Source organism: Candidatus Binatus sp. (assembly GCF_030646925.1).
In the GTDB taxonomy this organism is placed as follows: Bacteria; Desulfobacterota; Binatia; order Binatales; family Binataceae; genus Binatus.
The window spans coordinates 90193-109465 of the sequence record NZ_JAUSKL010000089.1 but is presented as its reverse complement, the minus strand read 5'-3'; the positions used below and the strand labels follow the sequence as shown (position 1 = coordinate 109465).

The window sequence follows — 19273 nt, the reverse complement described above, 5'->3', positions numbered from 1 at the left end:
ACCTCGTCACCTGAAACACCCACCAGCAGCAGCGGATGAGCCACTTTCGACCTCCAAACCCTTAACCAAGTAGCGACCCCAACTCATCAGCACAGAAAAACTCGTGACTGTTCGGCATTTTTCCGCAGCCTGCTAGATCCTGAGTATTCCCTTTTTCTCATAAAGGCTCTGCGGCTCCTTGCGCTACACGCTCCAAGATTCCATCCCCTTTCTCGTCCACGAAGAGATGGATGCGTTCGTGGACAGGGTTCGTAGGTCTCTATGACTTTCGCCTAGTTCGTCGCGCGTGTTCGGCTCGAGCCACACGTACACTTTCTGCCGGTCCAGCCTTCGACTCACAGTCTCTTTGAGTGACTTAGTGCTCCAGGCCAGAAGGGTGCCAACCACGCCTACTGCTATGCCGACCATGATTCTCACGATCACCCAACTACACCTACTCGCAATCCGAACTGGTGACACCATCCAAACGATAAAAAACTGGATCACGGCGGTCGCGGCGGTGCTTCCATAAACAACCGCGCCATGAGCTGGCCTTGCGGATTCGCGAGGTCGCCACAATGGCTGTTGGCCATGTTGGCGTCGGTGCGTGCTTGGTTTATCAGGGCAGCAACGGCTTCCGGGCGCGTGTCATCCAAACCAAGGAACTCCATCAGCGCTGCAGGAATTTGCTCGCGAGGGAAGCGAACAATGTCGCACTTTCGGTTGAGATGCTTCGCGAGCAACCGAGCGATGTGGTCGTACGCGAATTCCTGCGCGTCGATCGCGAGGGACGCAGCATCTCCACCGAATTTCCATTGCGCAAGTCCGCGATTAAGATCAATGCGATCAGCTGGCTCGCCGGCTGGTCGAGGACAAGTTCCCAGGCAAAAAATTTCCACGGCACGGTCGCTATCCGTCATTTCGAGTGCATCGACCAACCCGACCAGGACCGGATTGTTGGCCCAGAGCCCGCCATCCGCGAAGACATCCCGGCCAGAACTGCCCTGCAGTCCGCCAGGATGATCAATCGCCGCCAAGGAACGGTAGACAGGTGCCGCCGTCGTCGCGAGGCATACGTCGACAAGCCGATATTTATCGTCTCGGTGATTAGTATTTGGCAGATGCGGCGTCTTGAAAACCCAACTTCGGTGGTGCCCGAGTTCTACGGCGGCGATCGCCACGGCTATCCCGCGGCGCTGAAATAGTTCGCCCAGAGTTTCCTGATCAAAACGCGCCGTGAGCGCCGAACGGAGCGCTTCGGTACCGCAGGCAAGAGCTCTCGGTCGACGAAGCAGATCGATGGCCAAGCCGAGACCTGCCCTTTCCGGCAGGGGGCGCCGGAAAATTGCTCGTCCGTGCTTCCTGTAAAGTTCGATCACCTCGTTCAACTGCAATCCGGCGGCGAGAGCACATCCGATGATTCCGCCCGTGCTCGTACCGACGATCAGGTCAAAAGCAGCGCCGATGTCGATTCCCGCGATGCCGCGGCGCAACGCGAAACCACTGGCGAGGCGGTCCAAGTAGGTCGCGGCGTATGTGCCGCGCATTCCTCCGCCGTCCAAACTGAGGACCCGAAGGGGTCTTTTATTCTCGCGCATCTCGTCTCGATCCGTGCCTCGCGGCACCGTTGCTCCAACAATATCACCTCATACGTCTAGAAACTAGATGGATTGAGAAACTTGAGTCAAGTTAGTATGCTGGAAGGTGGGACGATGGAGGAGGTGACGAGGTGACAAAAATGGCGGCGGCGATCGCCGAAAGCACGGAAATGCGATGGAGTGTCGAACAGCGTCTGGAGTTCATCGAATTCCGCCTATTTTGGGACGGACAGTTCAATCGCTCTGACCTGACGGAGAAATTCGACATCTCGGCTCCTCAGGCTTCGATGGACCTTGCTCGATATCAGACGATTGCGCCCGATAACATTCGGTATGACGGCAGCCTCAAGACGTACGTCGCGACGAAAAGCTTCACGCCGGTCGTTTCGACTCCGACCGCGCGCTACTACCTCTCGCAGCTGCGATCAGTCGCAGATGAAGTACTGAAGCAGGAAGAGACTTGGTTGGGCTGGCTTCCGCCATTTGAAATTGTTCCGCTTGTGCATCGTCACCTAGGTGTGGAAATACTTCGCTCGGCAACAGAGGCGATACGAAAGTCGTTAAGCCTGCGCGTCCACTATCAGTCGTTCAGTCACGCCCGCCCTACGTGGCGGTGGCTGAGACCTCATGCGCTCGGATTCGACGGTTTCCGATGGCACGTCCGGGCATGGTGCCATGAGCATGAAGATTTTCGCGACTTCGTTTTAGCTCGGTTCTTATCAGTCGGAGAGTCGAAGCCGGATAGTGTGGACCCGTCTACGGATCGGGAATGGCACACGAAAGTTACCCTCCGAATTGGCCCACATCCCAAGATGAAGGCAGCTCAGCGCCACGCGATTGAGCGCGATTTTGGCATGACCGACGGTGTCGTAAGTGTCGTCAGCCGCGTATGCCTTTCGTACTATGTTGAGAGGCAGCTGGGACTCGACCTTGCGTCGAATCTGGTCCCCCCAGAACGACAACAGGTGGTTCTGCTTAATCGAGCGGAGGTGGAGAAAGTACGGAAAGAGCTTCGCTCTGATCACGAGAAAGGGCCGGCGAGGAAGAAAGATCGATACGTCCGGGCAGAGTAAAGACGCGATCCAGCAATGTGGGACATAGGCTCGTGAGTGGCGCTGAAGAGACGAAAAAGCCCAGCCTCGAACAACTAGCGTCGAAGACATTCGCAAAATTAGCGGAAGCCGAACGGAAACTGGTTCATGCGGCCGCTACGGGTGAGCAGGCGTACTGCGGACCGGAAGGCAGAGGCCCGGGCGCTCCGGAGAATGCGCCCGCGGAGGCAAATAGTTGGGGCAGTGAAAGAGAGATACGAGCCGAGCTTCTAACGTGGCTTTGCGTTGACCGCGAAGCTAGTGGGCTCGTCCACGCGAGAGGCATCACGATCGCATGCGCGAAGGTGGTGGGCGCATTGAATCTCAGCGCGGTTAGGGTGCGATTTCCCCTTATCTTTTTCCAGTGTTCCTTCTCTGCAGCACTTACCCTTCTCTATTCCGATTTGTCGCTTCTGAGTCTGGATGGTTGCCTAATACGGTCAGATGGAAACGAGGGCGTCGCAATAAATGCCGATTCCCTGCGGGCGCGAGCTGTAAATCTGCGTCACGGTTTTCATGCCGTGGGTGGTGTGAATCTGCGAGGGGCAGAAATCGCGAATAATCTGGAACTAGATGGAGGACGCATCGCAAATCCGACCGGTATGGCACTCAGCCTCAATGCCCCGCGTATCGGCGGAGTGGTGTTTCTTCGAAACGGTTTAACAGCGCAAGGCGAGGTTAATCTGGCGGGTGCGCACATCGGTCTTGGCCTTGACTGTTCAAGGGCTCGATTTGACGGCGGCGGGGCGAGACGTTCGCCGCTGACGACGCGAAGATCGGTCGCAAGGTTGACTTCAGTGGGGCTACCGCGGTGGGGCAAGTGAGTCTAGTAGCTACGGAGATCGGTAGCGATCTCTCGATCGATGGTGCCGACTTTAGAAGCGCGATATTTCGCATTGAGCGAGCAGATAAGAGGAGGAGTGTTCGCACGGAACACGCAATTTGGAACCGAAGGGTTCATGGATCTTAGCGGAGCATCGGCGAACGCACTCGATGACGATCCGGATAGCTGGCCTGGTCGTGACCACGTAGATATGAACGGCTTCGTCTACAGTTACCTGCGAAGACCCGACCATGCACTGCGGCGGCTCGAATTGTTGGGCCGGCAACCTCTCGATCGTGCCGCAGGCGATCAGAATCCGCATGTTCGGCCGTAGCGCCTTGTTCTTGGACCTGCCTGATGACCTCCTCGCTTCTTTTAGAATGCGATTTGGTTCGATCGCGTTTTTCGATCTGGTTCGATCACACTTTTTCAGATGCTTTTCTGGATGTCTTTGCCGCGCGCTGTGCCCCGCCCGGCGTCAGATCGTCAGCCGCCGAAGGCTATTAGAAAAGGGCTTAAGTAAAGGTAGTCGCTCCTGACGGGGTTGCGACTTCGCAGTTGTTTTAGCGCACGAGACGCTTTGCGCGGGTAATTGTTTCCAAGGCCGAAACAGCCTCCCGATGCATCTCTTCAATCAGGTTAGGAAATTTGCCCAGAGCGGCGATGCGGATCTCGCGAGAAGCCTTCGAAAGCTCGCTCATGCTCCCTTCGATCGGCCGGGCGATATATTCATCTATACCGGCATAGTGGCGCCGTTCCGCGTTCACCTGACGAATCACCAGCTTCCAAAATACGTTTAGTTTTGCGAACCCGAGTTGATGCGCTTTATGCGTCTCAACCAAAACACCGGGTTCGTTACTGGATTCATCCGGAGTGCTAGGACAAAGCGCGTCGCTCTCAGATTCCAGCCAGTGTTCGACGCCGGCGTTTGCCTCTGCCAACTGAGCCTCGTAGGACGAGATGATCGAATTGATCTCGTTTGAAGCCTGATTCAGCTCGGCGGCGGTCTGTTTGAACTTGTTGAGAAGTAGAGAGGTCTCGACTTCCGTCATAGGAGTCATCCTTCGGGCCTTCCGGCCTCATGTTTGGTGGCTTCACGCCACGTTAGTTTAGATCGTCCCGTCAGGAGCGAATGAACAGCACCCTACTCCGTGGCGTTTCCAGCGTCAAGGAGTTTTCATTTGCGAGCGCGGTGTCGGCGGCGCTTGATGCACATTTTAATCGGCTTCCATTGCTTCAGCCAGCTCGTCCACAAACTCGGAGGGATTCTTGATGCTATACTCGTTACGATGTCTCCAAAAGGCCGTCGCCAAGGCTCGGCGATAAATGGCGTCCTTTGTTCGCTGATAAGATCCGCCGTACACGAGGGCTTGCTTAAGTACCTTCGAATAACTGCTTGAAATGCTCGAGGAGCGAAGTCTAAAGTACAGCTCAAACACCATATCCGCCACATAGCTTTTGAAATTTTCGGGTAACGTTTCCGATTCCATTACGGTGCGCAACGACTCGCACATGGCAAGTATCGCGCTTTTGGGGATGTTGTCGGGTTCTATGTAAGTTCCCACGGAACGCAAGACGACGTTGTTTTGAGCTGGATCTACTTTCTCTATGGCCAAGAGCCAATCGCTCATCGCATCGAAAGCTCGATAGATAAGATAACTATACCTGTTCGGCCACTCGGACTCAGGCTGAATCAGCGGGTCATCTAGTCTGTAGTTGCGAACAAATCGTCGTACGATTTGAGGAATGTAGTGAATCAAGCCCATATGCCAGCTGAACCCTTGGAAGAGGGCTTCGCGCACCATGATGTCGAAAAATCGGATTGAAGCGAACAGAGGGCAATGCCACTGCTCCACCTCGGAAAAGTTGCCCATGTCGAGGGAATAAGTATCGTTTCCGGGATCGCGTGCGAGATGATCTAACAGCGAAATACTATAGTCACCGACAGGTTTCCATAAGTAGGTGTCGTGGGCTCTTTGTACATCAGACAGAAAGAAGTAAAGAAGTTGATTTGAGGGGTTCAGATAGTAGCGGAATTGGCCGACGTTCTGATTATTCTCCAATTCGTCATACAGCACGCTCGATGAGTCTCTAAGAAGCGCGGTGAAATAGAGATCTACAAAATCGTAACGCGTGCGGTCGGCCCGCAGTTCCTGAACAAGGTTAATCGCAAAATATGGGCGCGTTCGAGCGATTGCGGCGACTGTTTTCGGCGAAAGCAGAATGGTGCGGACAATCTCCCTCGATATGATCTGCTCCCTTTCATACTTAGGCAGGACCTTTGCTGAACCAGCCAGAATCGACTTCCCAAGCTTCAGCAATTCCGCACGCAGCGACCCCTTCAACGCGACGAGATCGGTGTTTGCATCCAACGTGAGATGAATGCGCACTCCCAAGAAGGGATCGGGAACCAGATATCGTCGCAGACTAGACAATAAAAAATCAGAGCGGTAGATTTTGAAGAACCTCTTCTGATGACGTTCCATTAAGGACAACAGCTCCGTGTATGACTCGGTCCAATATAATTCGTTGGTGAGTCGCTGGAACTGTCCGATCTTGCGTCTGGTAAGCCTGGCGAGTGGCATATGTACAGCGAACCATGCGAGAATGCCCAGTATCACCAGATCCATTGCGTCGTTAGGAGTGATTCCATGCAGCCTTGGGTAACGAGCTGTTGAGGCCACTGTCAGACCGTTGAGCTTAAAGACTTCATAGAATTGAAGGTAAATGACGGCCACAAAGCCGAGCGAGAAAACACAAATATCGAGTCGCCCGATTCGGAAGAGGAGGTCTAGTCGGCGATCTTTTGTGGAGGCCGAATATATCGCCACGACCAAAGCGGCGACAGTGATCAGTAGGCTCATCTTCGGATACTTCTCAAGTAGTTAGCGATCCGCAGCGCGGAGAAAAAGCTGCCCGGGTGTAGACAGTCGCGGCGCCGTAGAGAGACCCTCTTGCGGCCGGCCGCCCTTGGTTCAAACTTCTTCTTGTTCATCATCTAAAGACACGTCGCAACCGCCAGCAACGTAACGATACCATTTTGCCGGCCAGAAAAGGCCATTTTATGAACCTATCTTCTTCAAGCCCCTCGTTTCGCTTCCGAAATAACGCGCCGCACGTGACGCTCAGTCAATCCGAGCTTATGCGCGATCGCGCTGCGCGTGAGACCCCGAGCTGCGAGCGCGACGATCCCAGTGCGCGTTTGCGGCGGGCGGGTGTGTGCCGAAGAAAGTGCCCGCGTTGAAATCTCGCCAATCAAATCGGCCATCTCGTCGAACGGAGGCGTTCCCTCGCGCGGGACGCGGACGCGCGTTCCTCCATACTTCTTGAGCAGAGCTTCCGTCTCTTCTTCAGCCAGCAGCTTCACGAGCTTCTCGCGCGTGAGATAGACGATCTTTTCACTATCAGGATCGTATGGCATCGCCTGATTCCACCACCTCCGCTTCTGCACCGCTCAATCGCTTCCGCCACGCCTTCAACATTTCAATGACCTTGTTGCACTCCTAGCAGGTTGCGGAAAAAGTGTTTTTAACCGCTGACAACATTGATCCAAGATGCACTCTCGCAATCGTAGTAATGCTTACTCTTCGCCGAAATCGTCTTTCGCCGGGTTTTTCCGCAACCTGCTAGGGCGACGGCGACTGCACCACGTCTTTGTCCGTCGCGCGCCTTACGAATCGCCGCAGCGCAGCTTTACTCGCGTCCTTCACTTTCGATCCAATTGGGATTCTTCTTTAGCGCGGCAGCAAAACGCTAAATCATGGCAACTTAGGGCATCGATGAGCCTCAGCCGGGTGCTTCGCGATAGTGGACGCGGCCGCGAGGCGCGCACGATTCTTGGCGATATCTACGGCTGGTTCACTGAGGGCTTGGACACCGCCGATCTCAAGGACGCCAGGAAGTTGCTCGAACAAGTGTCGGCTTAGAGTGATGCGCGGTGCATCGTTTGTCTGCACCCGAATCTCACTCTTCGCGGCTACCAGGTTCGAGCTCTGGACGAGATTGCCAAAGGCTACGACGATCTCGGTCGGCGCAGTTTCTTGCTGGAAATGGCTTACCTGTCGATTCTCAAAACACGAGAACCAGGCAGACGCTTTTCATCGCGCGCTTCGTGCAGTTCGTTGACCAGGGCGGCGGCAGTGGTGAAGCCGACCGCGTGGCCCTTCTGGCAAGTGCCGGAGAGGGCAAGTCGTCGGCGCGCACTCCGCTTCGTTGAGAATGCCAGGACCGGATAGGGAGCGGCTCCAACCGAGCGGCGCTATGAACATCCCCAGCCGCTCCTTTCCTCATCGGAACTGACTCGCACCGAGTAAGTGGCGGGCGGAGAGAATAAAACGCAGGTATTTCGCGCTCTCATAAGGAGAAAAGCGAAAAGGGGTTGAAATCGACGCAAAGGGCACCGCCGGTGCGGCGGGCGGAGAGGAACCGGGCAGCATCCGCGGCGATACTGGCAACTGGCGATTCTCCAGTCCCCTTTGATTGCCTGAAGCCGCGCACACGCGCCAATTTCGCGCACTCCGGCGGAGAATGCTCAACCTCGAGGACTGGGTGGCGGAGCGCAGTCGTTTCGAACTCTCAGGCGACTTTCAACGCACGCCAGCAGGCGCCAAAAGAGGCGAAAATATCGCTCTGCTCGATTCAGGGCAAACAGCCAGTCCTCTCAGCGGCTTTTCGGCACGGGCAGATTTCGTTCAGCTTCGCCCGCAAAGGAATCCCTAAACGAAAAAAGGGCCGCGCCCCTTCGAGCCCGGTCCCTCATTTCACGTCGTGGTGGAATTTACTTCTTCTTGACCGTTGCCTTCGGCGCCTGTGCCGCTGAGCCATACCGTTTGCTAAAACACTTGCGGCATCGGCGGTCGCGCCGCTTGATAAAACTCGGAGCTAGGTCATCGCTCCCGCAATAGCGGCAAACCAGTTTGTCTGATTTCGACTCGCTGCTTATCTCCTTCCGGAGCGGGCGTGCGGACTCAGCCTTTTTCCGGTCCGCTTTTTTCCGGTCCGATGACAAAGAGTGTCCGATTGGCTTATGCCCGCTTCCGTTCGGCAGTTTCGCGTGTCCCATTGTTCTGAATCTCCTTGAGCCGTAAGGGCTCGTCGGGATGTTTGCTCTGGTCGGCGCCTGAAGCGAGTGGTTTCCTCCAATTTTCCCGACGTCATTCGCGCAGAAAGAGATAAGCCGCTACTACGCATCGACGGTCTGCACGATCGAGGCGATTGGAAGGCGAATGGGACTGCCGAAATCGCGCCAGAAACGACCTGGTGAGAGCGGATATTTCCCGAAATCTCGAGCAGCACATGACTGGCTCCGTGCGACGAAACGAGCAATGTGTGTGGTGTCATTTGGGGCAGCAAATCCCACCTCGTGGAGGACCATATATGAGCTTGGATGCCGAGCTGAAGGTCGCGAAATATTTGGAGAAACGATCATGAAGCGGCGCGCACCGGCTATCGGCCGCGAAGCGCTCGCCGCGGAAATCGCGAGCCTGTCGAAGCTGGGTGTTGATGAACTCCGTGAGCGCTGGAGAGCCATGTTCGGAAAGGCGCCGTCGCGCGACATCGGCCGGTCCTTCCTGACGCGCGCGATCGCGTATCGCCTTCAGGAAAAAGCTTTCGGCGGCCTCAAGCCCTCGACCCGACGCCTGCTGGCAGAGTTCGCCCATGATGGCGCTAACGGGTCGGCTTTGGCCGCAACACCGTCTCGCATCGTGCAGCCCGGCGCGGTGCTGGTGCGCGAATGGCGCGGTATCAGCCATCAGGTAAGTGTTCTCGAAAAGGGATTTCGTTTCCGAGGCAGGCACTACCGTTCGCTCTCGGAAGTCGCGCGCGAGATTACTGGAACTCGATGGTCGGGTCCGTTGTTTTTCGGCTTCAAGCGATCACAAGAGGAGAGCCGCGATGGAGCACGCTAAGTCGCGAACACGACGCTGCGCAATCTACACCCGCAGATCGTCCGAGGAAGGACTGGAGCAGGACTTCAACTCACTCCACGCGCAGCGCGAGGCGTGTGAGGCGTTCATCAAGAGCCAGACGGGCGAGGGCTGGCGGCTCATCAAGACCGCCTACGATGATGGTGGCCTTTCGGGCGGGACGATGGAGCGTCCCGCGCTTCAGCGCCTGTTGGAAGATATCCGGCGGAGACTGGTCGACGTGGTGGTCGTTTACAAAGTGGATCGCCTCACACGCTCACTCGCAGACTTCGCCAAGATGGTCGAATTGTTCGACGCGCATGGCATTTCGTTTGTCGCAGTCACACAACAGTTCGACACGACGACCTCTATGGGCCGACTTACGCTCAACGTCCTGCTGTCGTTCGCGCAATTCGAGCGCGAAGTAACGGGCGAGCGGATCCGTGACAAGATTGCCGCCTCCAAGCGCAAGGGAATGTGGATGGGCGGAGTACCACCACTGGGCTACGACGTCCATGATCGCCGGCTGGTAGTCAATCGGACCGAAGCCACGACGGTGAAACACATCTATGAACGATATCTGGAACTCGGTTCCGTCCGGCTCCTGAGAGGCGATTTGGAGCGCCGCGAGATCGTCTCCAAAGTCCGGGTGTCAAAAAACGGTGTGCGATCGGGAGGCCAGCAATTTTCGCGCGGGGCTCTGTACCAGATGCTGTCTAACCCGATCTATCTCGGCGAGATCCGTCACAAGAAGGAACGCCATCCAGGGCAACACCAGCCCATAGTGAGCCGGGAGCTGTGGGAGAAGGTCCAGCAGCACTTGCGCGAACAAGCCGCTACGCATCGCGAACGACCGACCAAGGCGCCGCCCAGCCCGCTCGCGGGCAAACTGTTCGACGAGAATGGCGAGCCCCTGTATGTGCAGGGCGCGGTAAAAGGCGCGCGCCATTATCGCTACTACGTCTCGCGCGGATTGGTCAGGGGGTCGCTACAAGATGACCAGCGCGGGTGGCGCGTAGCTGCACCGGAGCTTGAGCGGGTCGTTAATGCCGCGGCTCAGCAGATTCTCGGTGATCGAGCGGCAATCGCCGGAGCGATTGAGGAGTTCGACATCGATGCGAGCCGATTGCCCTCGATATTCAAGGTCGCCGAAGCCTGGATTCAAAGCCTGCGGTCCGAAGCGGAAGCTGCATCAGTACTGACCCGGCTGATCGAACGCGTCGTACTCAAGCAGAACGGCATCCAGGTATTGATCAAGTTGCCGATCCCATCCGATGAAGGGCATGATGCCGCAACTCCGAACGAACTTGCGCTAGCTCGACTCGTCCCGATGCGGATGAGGCGGCGCGGCGTTGAGATGCGCCTGATCATTGATGGTGACGCCACGCCAACGGCGCGTGTCGATCTACCGCTGCTCAACGCGACCGCACGAGCGTATCGATGGTCCAACGATCTGCTGGCGGGCCGGGCGCAATCGATCGGCGAGATCGCCAACCGAGAACATCTTACGGGCCGTCACGTGCGGCGCGTGATGCGGCTGGCGTTTCTGGCGCCCAGGATCGTCGAGGCGATCGCCGAAGGCCGCCAGCCGGCGGACCTCACCACCCTCGCAATGACCCAAAGAATCGAACTGCCCCCGCTCTGGAGCGCGCAGGACCAGGCTCTGGACATCCGATAGACTTTACGCGGCGGAGTAGCTTGCGCTACCCAAGTACGTACTGGCCTCCAGCAAGATGGAGGCCGGCTCGCGGATGGACACGCCGAAATCGCGAACAGAGAATTTTGCGCCATTTTGCGCTCAGCCGCAGCCGTTGGCATTCTCCGGGTCCACGGTCGCGCGTGATTCGCGCCCCACGCGCCGATTTCATCACTCCTCCATAATGTAGGGAAACATGCCAGACTGTGTGGCGGAGCGAGGGGGATTCAAAACCCCGAGCACCTTTGAAGGTCGGCATCAGCGACGCGACGAACTGAAGTTCCCGGCCGTTTGACGACATTCACCCGGAACGCACGGTGCTGTGTCGGGCGATCCGGTACCCTCACCTACCCGCCGCAGCGGCGGGCTCCTCTCCCGTAAAGTAACGGGCGAGGTATCAAGGACCCGGATCGGCCGAGTGCTACGTCGCATTGGTTGGGCGTTCGGTGCGCGCCTTCTGCTATCATGCGACCGCAGTTTAATGAGAGTTCGACCCGCGATGAAGAATTACCTGCGGATTGCGGCGCTCGCGATTTCGATCGCCGCCGGTGCGTGCGTCTATCCGCCGATGACCGAGCCGCCGCGCGACGAGCAGCAGCGGGTGGTGATTCCGCTGCCGTACGACTTGGCGTGGGACGCGGTCAATTCGATGATCCAGGAAAATGGGATGCGGATTCAGGCGCAGGATTCCAATCACGGGATTATCGAGGCGGTGGGACCGCGCTTCACGCTGCGCGACGCCGATTGCGGCAAGATCAAGAGCGTGGTCGGAACGTATGCCGCCGAGCCGGAGCCGAATTCGTCGTCGGTGTACAATTTCCTGGTGAGGCCGCACGGCAAGGAAGCAAGCGTCGTCGAGGTGCGCGCGACGTTTGCGTCGCCGGTGCGGGTGCCGCTGCGCCAGACCAAGGACGTCGATTGCATATCGCGCGGGACTGAGGAATCGAATCTGCTGCGGCAATTGCTGGTAGTGGCGAAGCGGACTCGGCGACCGACGTTCACGCAACCGAGCGAGTCTCCGCCGGCGTCTGAGCCGACGGCGGCAGCGATCGCGCCGGCGCGACCGACGCTACCGACGTCATCAGATAACCGGGGCTCGGGCTCGACCATCGGCAAATCGCCCGCGGCGTCGCGATTTTCGATCGCGCCGGGACTATCGCCGTTGACGATACCGGGCGCGCCGCCGGCATCGCGTTGAATGACGGTCGCGCGAGGTCGAAGCGCACGCGCTTGACATTTTTTTCGCGCAGGATAGAAAACGGGCCATCACTTCAATTCGCCGAGGCGACGATCCAACTCGCCGATGCGGCGATTCACAAATTCTTCGGAGGCATCACGATGAAAGGCCGCGTCGCATTTATTCCCGCAGCGCATCAGATTGAATTTCACGAATATGACGTTCCCACCGCGCAGCCCGGCGGAATCGTGGCGACCGTTACGCAGACCAATGTGTGCGGTTCCGAAGTGCACATGTGGAAGGGAGAATTTGGCCGCCGCGGCATCATGCCCGGTCACGAGATGAGCGGGCATATCGATTCGCTGGGCGCGGGCGTGAAGACCGACTGGGCGGGCGTGCCGGTCAAGGTCGGCGACCGCATCGCGCCGGTGTACTACACGGTGTGCAATCGATGCGTGAATTGTGTGACCGGCAATCATGCCGCGTGCACGGCGAAGGGGATGGGCATGCGCCATCCCGACGAGCCGCCGCATTTCACCGCCACCTTCGCGACGCATTATATCGTGAAGCCCGAGCAGCACTTTTATCGAGTGCCGGACAACGTGCCCGATTCGATCGCGTCGTCGGCCAACTGCGCGATGTCGCAAGTGTACTGGAGCCTCGATCGCGCGCGGCTGGCATACGGCGAGACGTTGCTGGTGCTTGGCGCAGGCGGACTCGGGCTGCATGCGATGGCGATCGCGAAGGCGCGCGGCGCGCGAGTGATCGCGATCGACGGGGTCGAGCTGCGGCTTCGCGAGGCGAAACGCTTCGGCGCCGACGATACGATCGATATGAGCGATCACGCTGAATTCGAGGCGCGCGAAAAACGCGTCCGCGAGTTGTGCAACGGTCTGCCCGACGTGGTGCTCGAAGTCGCGGGCGTGCCGAATGCGTTCATGGATGGCATTCGCCTCACGCGCAACGGCGGGCGGCTGATCGAAGTCGGGAACATATCGCCGAAGCTGACGGTGGAGCTTGCGCCTTCGCTGATCACTTTCAAATCGCTGGAGATCATCGGCGTCGCGACCTATCCGCCGCACTACTTGAAGAAGTCGCTCGATTTTCTATCGGCGCATATCGATCGGTTTCCGTACCGCGAGATGTGCGATGCGACGTTTCCGCTTTCGCGCGCAGCGGAAGCGCTGGACAAGAGCGAACGACGCGAAATCACGCGGGCGGGCTTGATACCGGAACGGGATTAGCGCGCGGCGTGATCGAGGCGCTCAGGAATCAACGCTTTCGACGGGATAATTTCGGGGCCGCCGGCGCCGGGCGGCTGCCAGAAAAGATGGATGTAGGCGTCGCCGGCGAGGTTGCGCTGGCCGACCTCGATCAGATGCCGTCCCGCGGTGAGGTGGATAGTGCCCTCCTCGTGCGGCTTGCTGGTGTTGCCCGGATCGCGAATGATCTGCACGCCATCGATCGCGACCCATCCTGAATCGTCAACGTCGATCGCGAAACGGTAGTCGCCGGCGGTCGGCGCGATCAATTGGCCCTTCCACACGGTGCACGACGGAAACGGCATCGCACCCATGTGGCCGATATTCACGAAGTCGAGTTGCGGATCGACGCGCACGATATGCGGCGGGCTATCGGCGCAGTTGTCGCCGACCATGTAACGGCCGAGCAATCCGTTCGGGCGGCTGAGTTCGTAAGGCTGCAAAATCGCGGCGCTCATCGAGAGCAGAAAGATGCTGGCGATTCCGATCGAGGCGGCAATCGCGATCAGATGACGCGTCGTTTTGCGGCCCCATAGTTGGAGCGACTCGGCGAAATCGAACGCGCCGATAATCCACCACGCCGCGAGCGGCCATAATTGCATCGGGCCGGGCAATCGCAGCAGCGTGCCAAGATTGAAAGCGATCGAGTCGCCGAAGAGCATACCGCCGCCGAAAAACGAGTCGCGATTGGTGGCGAAATCGCCGCGCATGAATTGTTGCAGCGCAAAATCGCGCACCGGATTTTCGTACTCATAGGGAAAGTGCGGATTGGTCGCAGTCGCCATCAGCATGATCGCAACCGAGACGAAGGCCAGCGCGCCGAGCAGGAGGTCCGACGCAGCCGGCAGGAACGCGAGCGTCAATACCATGAACGGAATCGCCGCGACGATCTGGCGCGGACCAGTCGCGGTGCCGCCGCCCCACGATACGATCGATTCGCCGTAGGAGGCGTTGAAGAGAATCAACGCCATGAAAGCAAAGACCGTCACGGCGAATTCGGCGCGCCATCGCAATTGCCGGGCGAAGTATGCGACCGCCGGAATCGTCAGCAGCAACACCGGATTGCAAAATAAGAGCCCGCGCTGAGGATCGAGCAGGACGTTCCACAGGATGCGGATTTTCGGATAGGTGAGGCCGACGAAGCCGACGGCTTGCTCGGGAAACTGGGCGTTCTCGGGCAGTTTGAAGGCCTGGTAGCTGAAGAAGAGCGGGCTGCCGAATGCGCCCCAGTTGTAAGCGAATAACACGATCGCGGTGATCGCGGCGCCGGCCGAGAATGCGGCCACATCTTTCCATGCGGGCAACTTGAACAGCGCGTAAATCCCGATTGCCGCGGCGGCGAGAAAGACCGGGTAGTCGTTGAGCACGGCCCAGCCGGCGAGGAAGCCGCCGAAGAACGCGCGCGCGATCGACGATCGCTTGGTGAACGTCGCAACCAGGTAGAATCCGCAAAATGAAGTCACCGCGGCGACCGGCTCGCCGGTGAGTTCCGTCGCATAGGGGAAGGCAATCGTGCCGAGGCCGAGGATCATCGCGATGCCGGCGGCGCGGCCTTCCGGCGCGCCGAGAAAGCGCGCGAATCGATACATCACGAGGCACATCAGCGCGGTGAGGAGGCCGGTCGTCGCGAGCGTCGTCAGATAGGTCGCGAATGCCCAGAACATTTCCTCGTGATTCGCCTGCAACGGCGTCAAGGCGAGCTTGATCGCGGCCCACGGAATCAAGGCGGTGAAGGAAGTGCCCGGCGCTTTGACGGAATAAATATGCGGGCCGAATTTGATGATGTCGGCGGTGTTGAAACCGCAGAAATCGTCGATCCAGAGCGTGCCCTTCTCGAGCATCGAGCGCATCAGATCGAAGCGGCAGGCGACGCTCTGATCGGAGCCCTGGTAAAAGTAGGCGTAGGAGACGAACGGGATCAGGAAGACCGCGTTTTCGATTTGACGATTACGTTTCTCGGCTGCGTTCATCGCCGCGCCGCCCGCTCGGTTCGTTTTTTCGCCGCGTCGCTCGCAGGTTGTGCGACGGGTTGCTCCTCGCCAAAGACGCGCCATCCGACGATCGCGACGAGAATCAACCCGATGAAAGTCAGCACCATCGAATACGGCCTGCCGATCGGCACCGGCAGCGCCTGCTTGCGAATTTCCGTGAGATCGAAGGCCGGCGTGGCTTGCGGCGGCGGCGCATCGATCTTGATCAGCCGCGAATTCTTAAAAAAAGCTTTGCCAGTGTTCAGGCTGCCGAAGCCGCCGACGCGGAGCCCGACATCGATATCGGCGCCCTGCTTTCCGACTCTCAGATAGAGCGACACGCGCTGCCATCCGCTGGTGCCGTGGATGTCGGCGGACATCACGCCGTCCTCGAGCACCGAGATCGACGCGCCGGTTTCCTTGTCGCCGACGTTTTCGGTGCGGACCTCGGCGCTGAGTTCGTACCATCCGGGGCCCAGCGTCAGCGATTGCATCCAGCGGCCGTCGTTGGCCTCGATGTTATTCACTTCGAGTTCGCTGATGCCGGGGGCCGGCGGATTGGTCCAGTGCGTCTCGAAACTCTCGGGCTTGTTGATCCACGCCTCGGTGCGCCAGACGTCGGGTTGATCGCCGGAGCCGGTGGAGAAGTCGCCATTCTTTAGAAGATTCTCGGCGGCGCGCGATAGCGAAGGCGTTATCACAAGCGCGGCGAAGATCGCGCAGAGCAGAATCGAGCGGCGGATCGCGCGCGGCGGCGAGTATGGCGTGCGCTTCATCAGATCCAGTTTCGGATATCCGTACCCTGCAACCACATCCGCTCGTAGTAGCCGTCGCGATTCATGGGCGATCCGATCCACACCGGGAAGTAATACACGAACAAAATGATCGCGCCGATCATGAAGACGGTCGCGACGAACCGGCCGGCGTGGCCGGACTTCAGCGTGAACCCCTCGTACACGACCAGCACCGCACCGAATGCGACGGCGCCCAACGTCGTGCCGAGGCCGAGGACGAACGCCGGCGTCATCGTGAGCAGCAATGCGAGATGCTCCCACGACTCGGCGCGATTCTCGAAGCAATCAGAGAGCACCATCGCGAGCGCGATGTAGCCGAGATAGATCGAGCCCATGTAGTGATAGAGAAAAAGCGTGCGGCCGATCCAAATCCAGATCACGAGGTAGCTGAGATAGCCGACGACGAGAAATGAGCGCGTCAGGCTGGGACGTTCGAGTGCTTTGACCGCGGTGATCGTGATGCCGGTAAGCGCGCCCCACCATAGTAGTGGATTGCCGCCGCCCCAGATGGTCGAGACGTTGCCGGTCTTGGGAAAATCCTGCCAGTACGCGATCGGACGAAGCATCAGCGGCCAACTCCACCACTTCGACGAGTACGGATGCGTCGCGAGCTTGACGCTGTCCTCGTACCAGACGATTTCCTTGAAGTAGTCGAACAGATCGGAGATGCCACCCCACCATCCGAGGTAGTAGTGCGGCATGAAAATCACGAGATACGCCATCGAGGCGACGGCGCTGACGATCGCGACCGCGGCGACCGTGCGGCGCTGGCTGGCCGGCGGAATCGGAGTAGGGCCGGGCCCGCGGCGCATCATGATATACACGAGGAATCCCATCACGAGCAGAAATGTGATCGCAGGAATGTAGAGTTTGCTCGACAGGCAGAGCCCGAGCGCAAGGCCGAGCCAAATCAGCACGACGCGGCGTTCCTTGAGATCGTTCGACTGCGCGAACTTGAACAGCATCAGGTACGCGACCGCGGCACAGGTGAGATAGACAATATCGATCACCGCGACGCGCGAATCGACGAGGAACAATCCGTCGAGCAGAATCAAGGAACCGGCAATCGCACCGGCGAGGCGCGATCCGGTCATCCTGCGCCCGAGCAGATACGTGATGCCGACCAAGGCGGTGCCGATGGTCGCGTTGCCGACGCGCCAACTCCACGGATGATCGCCGAACAGCCAGATGCCCGCGGCGATGACCAGTTTCGCGAGCGGCGGATGCGGATCGAGGAACGATTCGCCGTGCAGATAGTGCCGGCCCTGCGCGACGAAATGAACTTCATCGAAGACGATGTCGGCGGGATGCCCGAGATGCCAGAAGCGCGTAATCGCCGCGGCGATTAGCAGCGCGGAAATGATCAGGGTGTCGTAGGCAATCCAGGGCGGCGCGTGTACCTCCTCTTCCGGACCAGCGTGAGCGCGACTGGTGGCCAGCCAACTTTTGACGCGATCCCAGGTGAAAGCTTCCGGCAGATTACGCGATGCAATCGGATGGCTCGCTTCGCGCGACTCCAGAACTTCATCGGCATCGATGGGTTCGGCGCGTTCGGGACGCTCGATGCGATCAGGTGCGTTGCGGTCGAGTCCGGTCGCGCCGAAATAAACCGAGATTGCGAGCACCGCCAAATTGAACGCCGACGCCGCCATTGCGAGTCCATCGTGCCCGTCGAGGAATACAACCGTCTCGAGCGTGTGCAGAATATAGGCGAGATTGAACAGGCACGTTGCGCTCAGGACGACGAACACCGCGAGCATCTCGGGCGCCTCCAGAGCCAGCGGAACCGCGAGCGCGAGCGCGGGATACAAGTAGCGCTCATGCATCCGCGGCGCGACCATGAAGAAGCCGAAAATCGCGATGAAGCACGCGAAGATCAGCCGCTTCGGCGTGCATCCGCGCCACAGAATCCACGCGATGTACACATACAGCGGAACCAGCATGCTCATGCCGAGCGCGAAATACGTGATGCCGCCGATCGTGCCGTCGTCGCCCGCGCGCAAGCCGCCGATAAGCGCCATCAGGTTGAACGCGTTGACCGAGGTCTCGTGATAATAGGCGGCGGTCGAAGTGTAGAGCTTGAGAATCCAGTTCCACTCGTGGCCGATCTGGAATGGCGCGATGCCGATGATCGCGACGGCGATCAGCGCGACACCCGAGCGCAGCCAGGTCGCGACGTCGGTTTTCAGCATCGTCCACCAGCCGAGCACCGGCAGGATCATCAGGCCTTGCGGCTTTACGAGGATCGAGATCGCGACGAGTCCGAAGGCGATTTCGTATTGCTCGCCGAGAATCGCGACGATACTCAGCAGCGTCACGAAGGTCAGCACCGAATCGCTCTGGCCCCAGATGACGGTGTCGTAGAGCAAGGCTGGATTCAGCGCGACCATCAGCATCGCAACCAGCGCGACGATGAACCGATGGCTGCGGCGCACGAACGCGAACATCAGGACGGCGAGCGCGAGGTCGGCGAGAATCGCGGGACTCTCGACGATCACGCGGTAGAAGTCGCCGGTCGCACCGATCGCACTTCCAACCAGGCCGGCGACCCAAAGCGCGTACAGATAGCCGGGCGGATAGTCGAGAAAGTAACCTTCCTGGTACGTTTGCGCGGGCCCTTGGTCGGCGATTTGGCTGGCCCACGATTGGTAACTGCCGACGTCGGGGCCGAAGCCGGGAAAGAACGGCATCACGGCCAGCTTCACGATCGCGATCGCGACCAGGATTAGAAGAGCGATCAGCAAGCCCGATTCGCGATCGTCGATCAGCGGCCGCAGGTAGTCGAAGAGCGCGTAACAGACGAGCGCGAGGAGCATCGCGCCGGCGATGAGTCCGATGAACTTTCCGCTCGCGGTGCTGTGCGGCGCCGCGGCGGCGATCGAAAATGTGGCGAGCGCGACAACGCCCAGGGTGGGCATCAACGCTCGCGCCGCCAATCGTTCGCCAAGCCGGTTCAGGAGTTTCACCATCGCGCGCG

13 protein-coding genes and 1 pseudogene are annotated in these 19273 nt (G+C 58.9%); 6 read left to right on the top strand and 8 right to left on the bottom strand.

The features are described from left to right. Positions 1-482 precede the first annotated feature (482 nt). A complete protein-coding gene (locus Q7S58_RS16280; protein WP_304828112.1) occupies positions 483-1577 on the bottom strand; it encodes a patatin-like phospholipase family protein in 1095 nt (364 codons plus the stop codon). Between the two features lie 140 nt (positions 1578-1717). Here Q7S58_RS16280 and Q7S58_RS16275 point away from each other — a divergent pair, with 140 nt between their 5' ends. Then, positions 1718-2650, top strand: coding sequence for a WYL domain-containing protein (locus tag Q7S58_RS16275; RefSeq protein ID WP_304828109.1), 933 nt, complete (start codon positions 1718-1720; stop codon positions 2648-2650). 1404 nt (positions 2651-4054) lie between these two features. Here Q7S58_RS16275 and Q7S58_RS16270 read toward each other — a convergent pair. From Q7S58_RS16270 to Q7S58_RS16260, 3 genes are all read right to left on the bottom strand, one after another. After that, a complete protein-coding gene (locus Q7S58_RS16270) occupies positions 4055-4543 on the bottom strand; it encodes a hypothetical protein (RefSeq protein WP_304828106.1) in 489 nt (162 codons plus the stop codon). Positions 4544-4708: 165 nt separating this feature from the next. Continuing rightward, entirely contained in the window at positions 4709-6355 is a 1647-nt protein-coding gene (locus Q7S58_RS16265; RefSeq protein ID WP_304828103.1) for a hypothetical protein, read from the bottom strand. Positions 6356-6570: 215 nt separating this feature from the next. Continuing rightward, a complete protein-coding gene (locus tag Q7S58_RS16260) occupies positions 6571-6942 on the bottom strand; it encodes a helix-turn-helix domain-containing protein (protein WP_304828100.1) in 372 nt (123 codons plus the stop codon). 328 nt (positions 6943-7270) lie between these two features. Between Q7S58_RS16260 and Q7S58_RS16255 the strand changes: the two genes are divergently transcribed. After that, positions 7271-7417: a hypothetical protein gene (locus Q7S58_RS16255; RefSeq protein ID WP_304828097.1), complete on the top strand. Its 147-nt coding sequence runs from the start codon at positions 7271-7273 to the stop codon at positions 7415-7417. Between the two features lie 161 nt (positions 7418-7578). On the opposite strand, the pseudogene Q7S58_RS22260 reads toward Q7S58_RS16255, so the two are convergent. Then, positions 7579-7665, bottom strand: a pseudogene (locus tag Q7S58_RS22260) (ATP-binding protein); the annotation flags it as partial. 1051 nt (positions 7666-8716) lie between these two features. Between Q7S58_RS22260 and Q7S58_RS16250 the strand changes: the two are divergent. From Q7S58_RS16250 to Q7S58_RS16235, 4 genes are all read left to right on the top strand, one after another. Then, the gene (locus Q7S58_RS16250; RefSeq protein ID WP_304828094.1) at positions 8717-9400 is read left to right on the top strand and encodes a DUF2924 domain-containing protein; all 684 of its coding nucleotides are present in this window, start codon (positions 8717-8719) and stop codon (positions 9398-9400) included. Beyond that, positions 9387-11075 carry a recombinase family protein gene (locus Q7S58_RS16245; protein ID WP_304828090.1) on the top strand — a complete coding sequence of 563 codons (1689 nt, stop codon included), beginning with the start codon at positions 9387-9389 and terminating at the stop codon, positions 11073-11075. Before Q7S58_RS16250 ends, Q7S58_RS16245 begins: the two co-directional genes overlap by 14 nt. A 517-nt stretch (positions 11076-11592) precedes the next feature. Beyond that, entirely contained in the window at positions 11593-12291 is a 699-nt protein-coding gene (locus Q7S58_RS16240) for a hypothetical protein (protein ID WP_304828086.1), read from the top strand. A 140-nt stretch (positions 12292-12431) separates the two neighbouring features. Further along, positions 12432-13514: a zinc-binding dehydrogenase gene (locus Q7S58_RS16235; RefSeq protein ID WP_304828084.1), complete on the top strand. Its 1083-nt coding sequence runs from the start codon at positions 12432-12434 to the stop codon at positions 13512-13514. Here Q7S58_RS16235 and Q7S58_RS16230 read toward each other — a convergent pair. Genes Q7S58_RS16230 through Q7S58_RS16220 form a run of 3 tightly spaced genes read right to left on the bottom strand, consistent with a single transcriptional unit; the run spans position 13511 to position 19265 of the window. After that, the gene (locus tag Q7S58_RS16230) at positions 13511-15502 is read right to left on the bottom strand and encodes a PA14 domain-containing protein (RefSeq protein WP_304828081.1); all 1992 of its coding nucleotides are present in this window, start codon (positions 15500-15502) and stop codon (positions 13511-13513) included. The genes Q7S58_RS16235 and Q7S58_RS16230 overlap by 4 nt on opposite strands. Next, positions 15499-16278, bottom strand: a complete 780-nt coding sequence (locus tag Q7S58_RS16225) for a hypothetical protein (RefSeq protein WP_304828078.1) — start codon at positions 16276-16278, stop codon at positions 15499-15501. The genes Q7S58_RS16230 and Q7S58_RS16225 overlap by 4 nt, the downstream gene beginning before the upstream one ends. Further along, entirely contained in the window at positions 16278-19265 is a 2988-nt protein-coding gene (locus tag Q7S58_RS16220) for a phospholipid carrier-dependent glycosyltransferase (protein WP_304828075.1), read from the bottom strand. The genes Q7S58_RS16225 and Q7S58_RS16220 overlap by 1 nt, the downstream gene beginning before the upstream one ends. Positions 19266-19273 lie beyond the last annotated feature (8 nt).

Excerpts from the sequence above, each read along its gene's own strand:
- Q7S58_RS16220 (WP_304828075.1), bottom strand. The coding sequence starts at position 19,265 with ATGGTGAAACTCCTGAACCGGCTTGGCGAACGATTGGCGGCGCGAGCG.
- Q7S58_RS16235 (WP_304828084.1), top strand. The coding sequence starts at position 12,432 with ATGAAAGGCCGCGTCGCATTTATTCCCGCAGCGCATCAGATTGAATTT.
- Q7S58_RS16270 (WP_304828106.1), bottom strand. The coding sequence starts at position 4,543 with ATGACGGAAGTCGAGACCTCTCTACTTCTCAACAAGTTCAAACAGACC.
- Q7S58_RS16225 (WP_304828078.1), bottom strand. The coding sequence starts at position 16,278 with ATGAAGCGCACGCCATACTCGCCGCCGCGCGCGATCCGCCGCTCGATT.
- Q7S58_RS16255 (WP_304828097.1), top strand. The coding sequence starts at position 7,271 with ATGAGCCTCAGCCGGGTGCTTCGCGATAGTGGACGCGGCCGCGAGGCG.
- Q7S58_RS16275 (WP_304828109.1), top strand. The coding sequence starts at position 1,718 with ATGGCGGCGGCGATCGCCGAAAGCACGGAAATGCGATGGAGTGTCGAA.
- Q7S58_RS16280 (WP_304828112.1), bottom strand. The coding sequence starts at position 1,577 with ATGCGCGAGAATAAAAGACCCCTTCGGGTCCTCAGTTTGGACGGCGGA.
- Q7S58_RS16250 (WP_304828094.1), top strand. The coding sequence starts at position 8,717 with ATGGGACTGCCGAAATCGCGCCAGAAACGACCTGGTGAGAGCGGATAT.
- Q7S58_RS16265 (WP_304828103.1), bottom strand. The coding sequence starts at position 6,355 with ATGAGCCTACTGATCACTGTCGCCGCTTTGGTCGTGGCGATATATTCG.
- Q7S58_RS16230 (WP_304828081.1), bottom strand. The coding sequence starts at position 15,502 with ATGAACGCAGCCGAGAAACGTAATCGTCAAATCGAAAACGCGGTCTTC.
- Q7S58_RS16240 (WP_304828086.1), top strand. The coding sequence starts at position 11,593 with ATGAAGAATTACCTGCGGATTGCGGCGCTCGCGATTTCGATCGCCGCC.
- Q7S58_RS16245 (WP_304828090.1), top strand. The coding sequence starts at position 9,387 with ATGGAGCACGCTAAGTCGCGAACACGACGCTGCGCAATCTACACCCGC.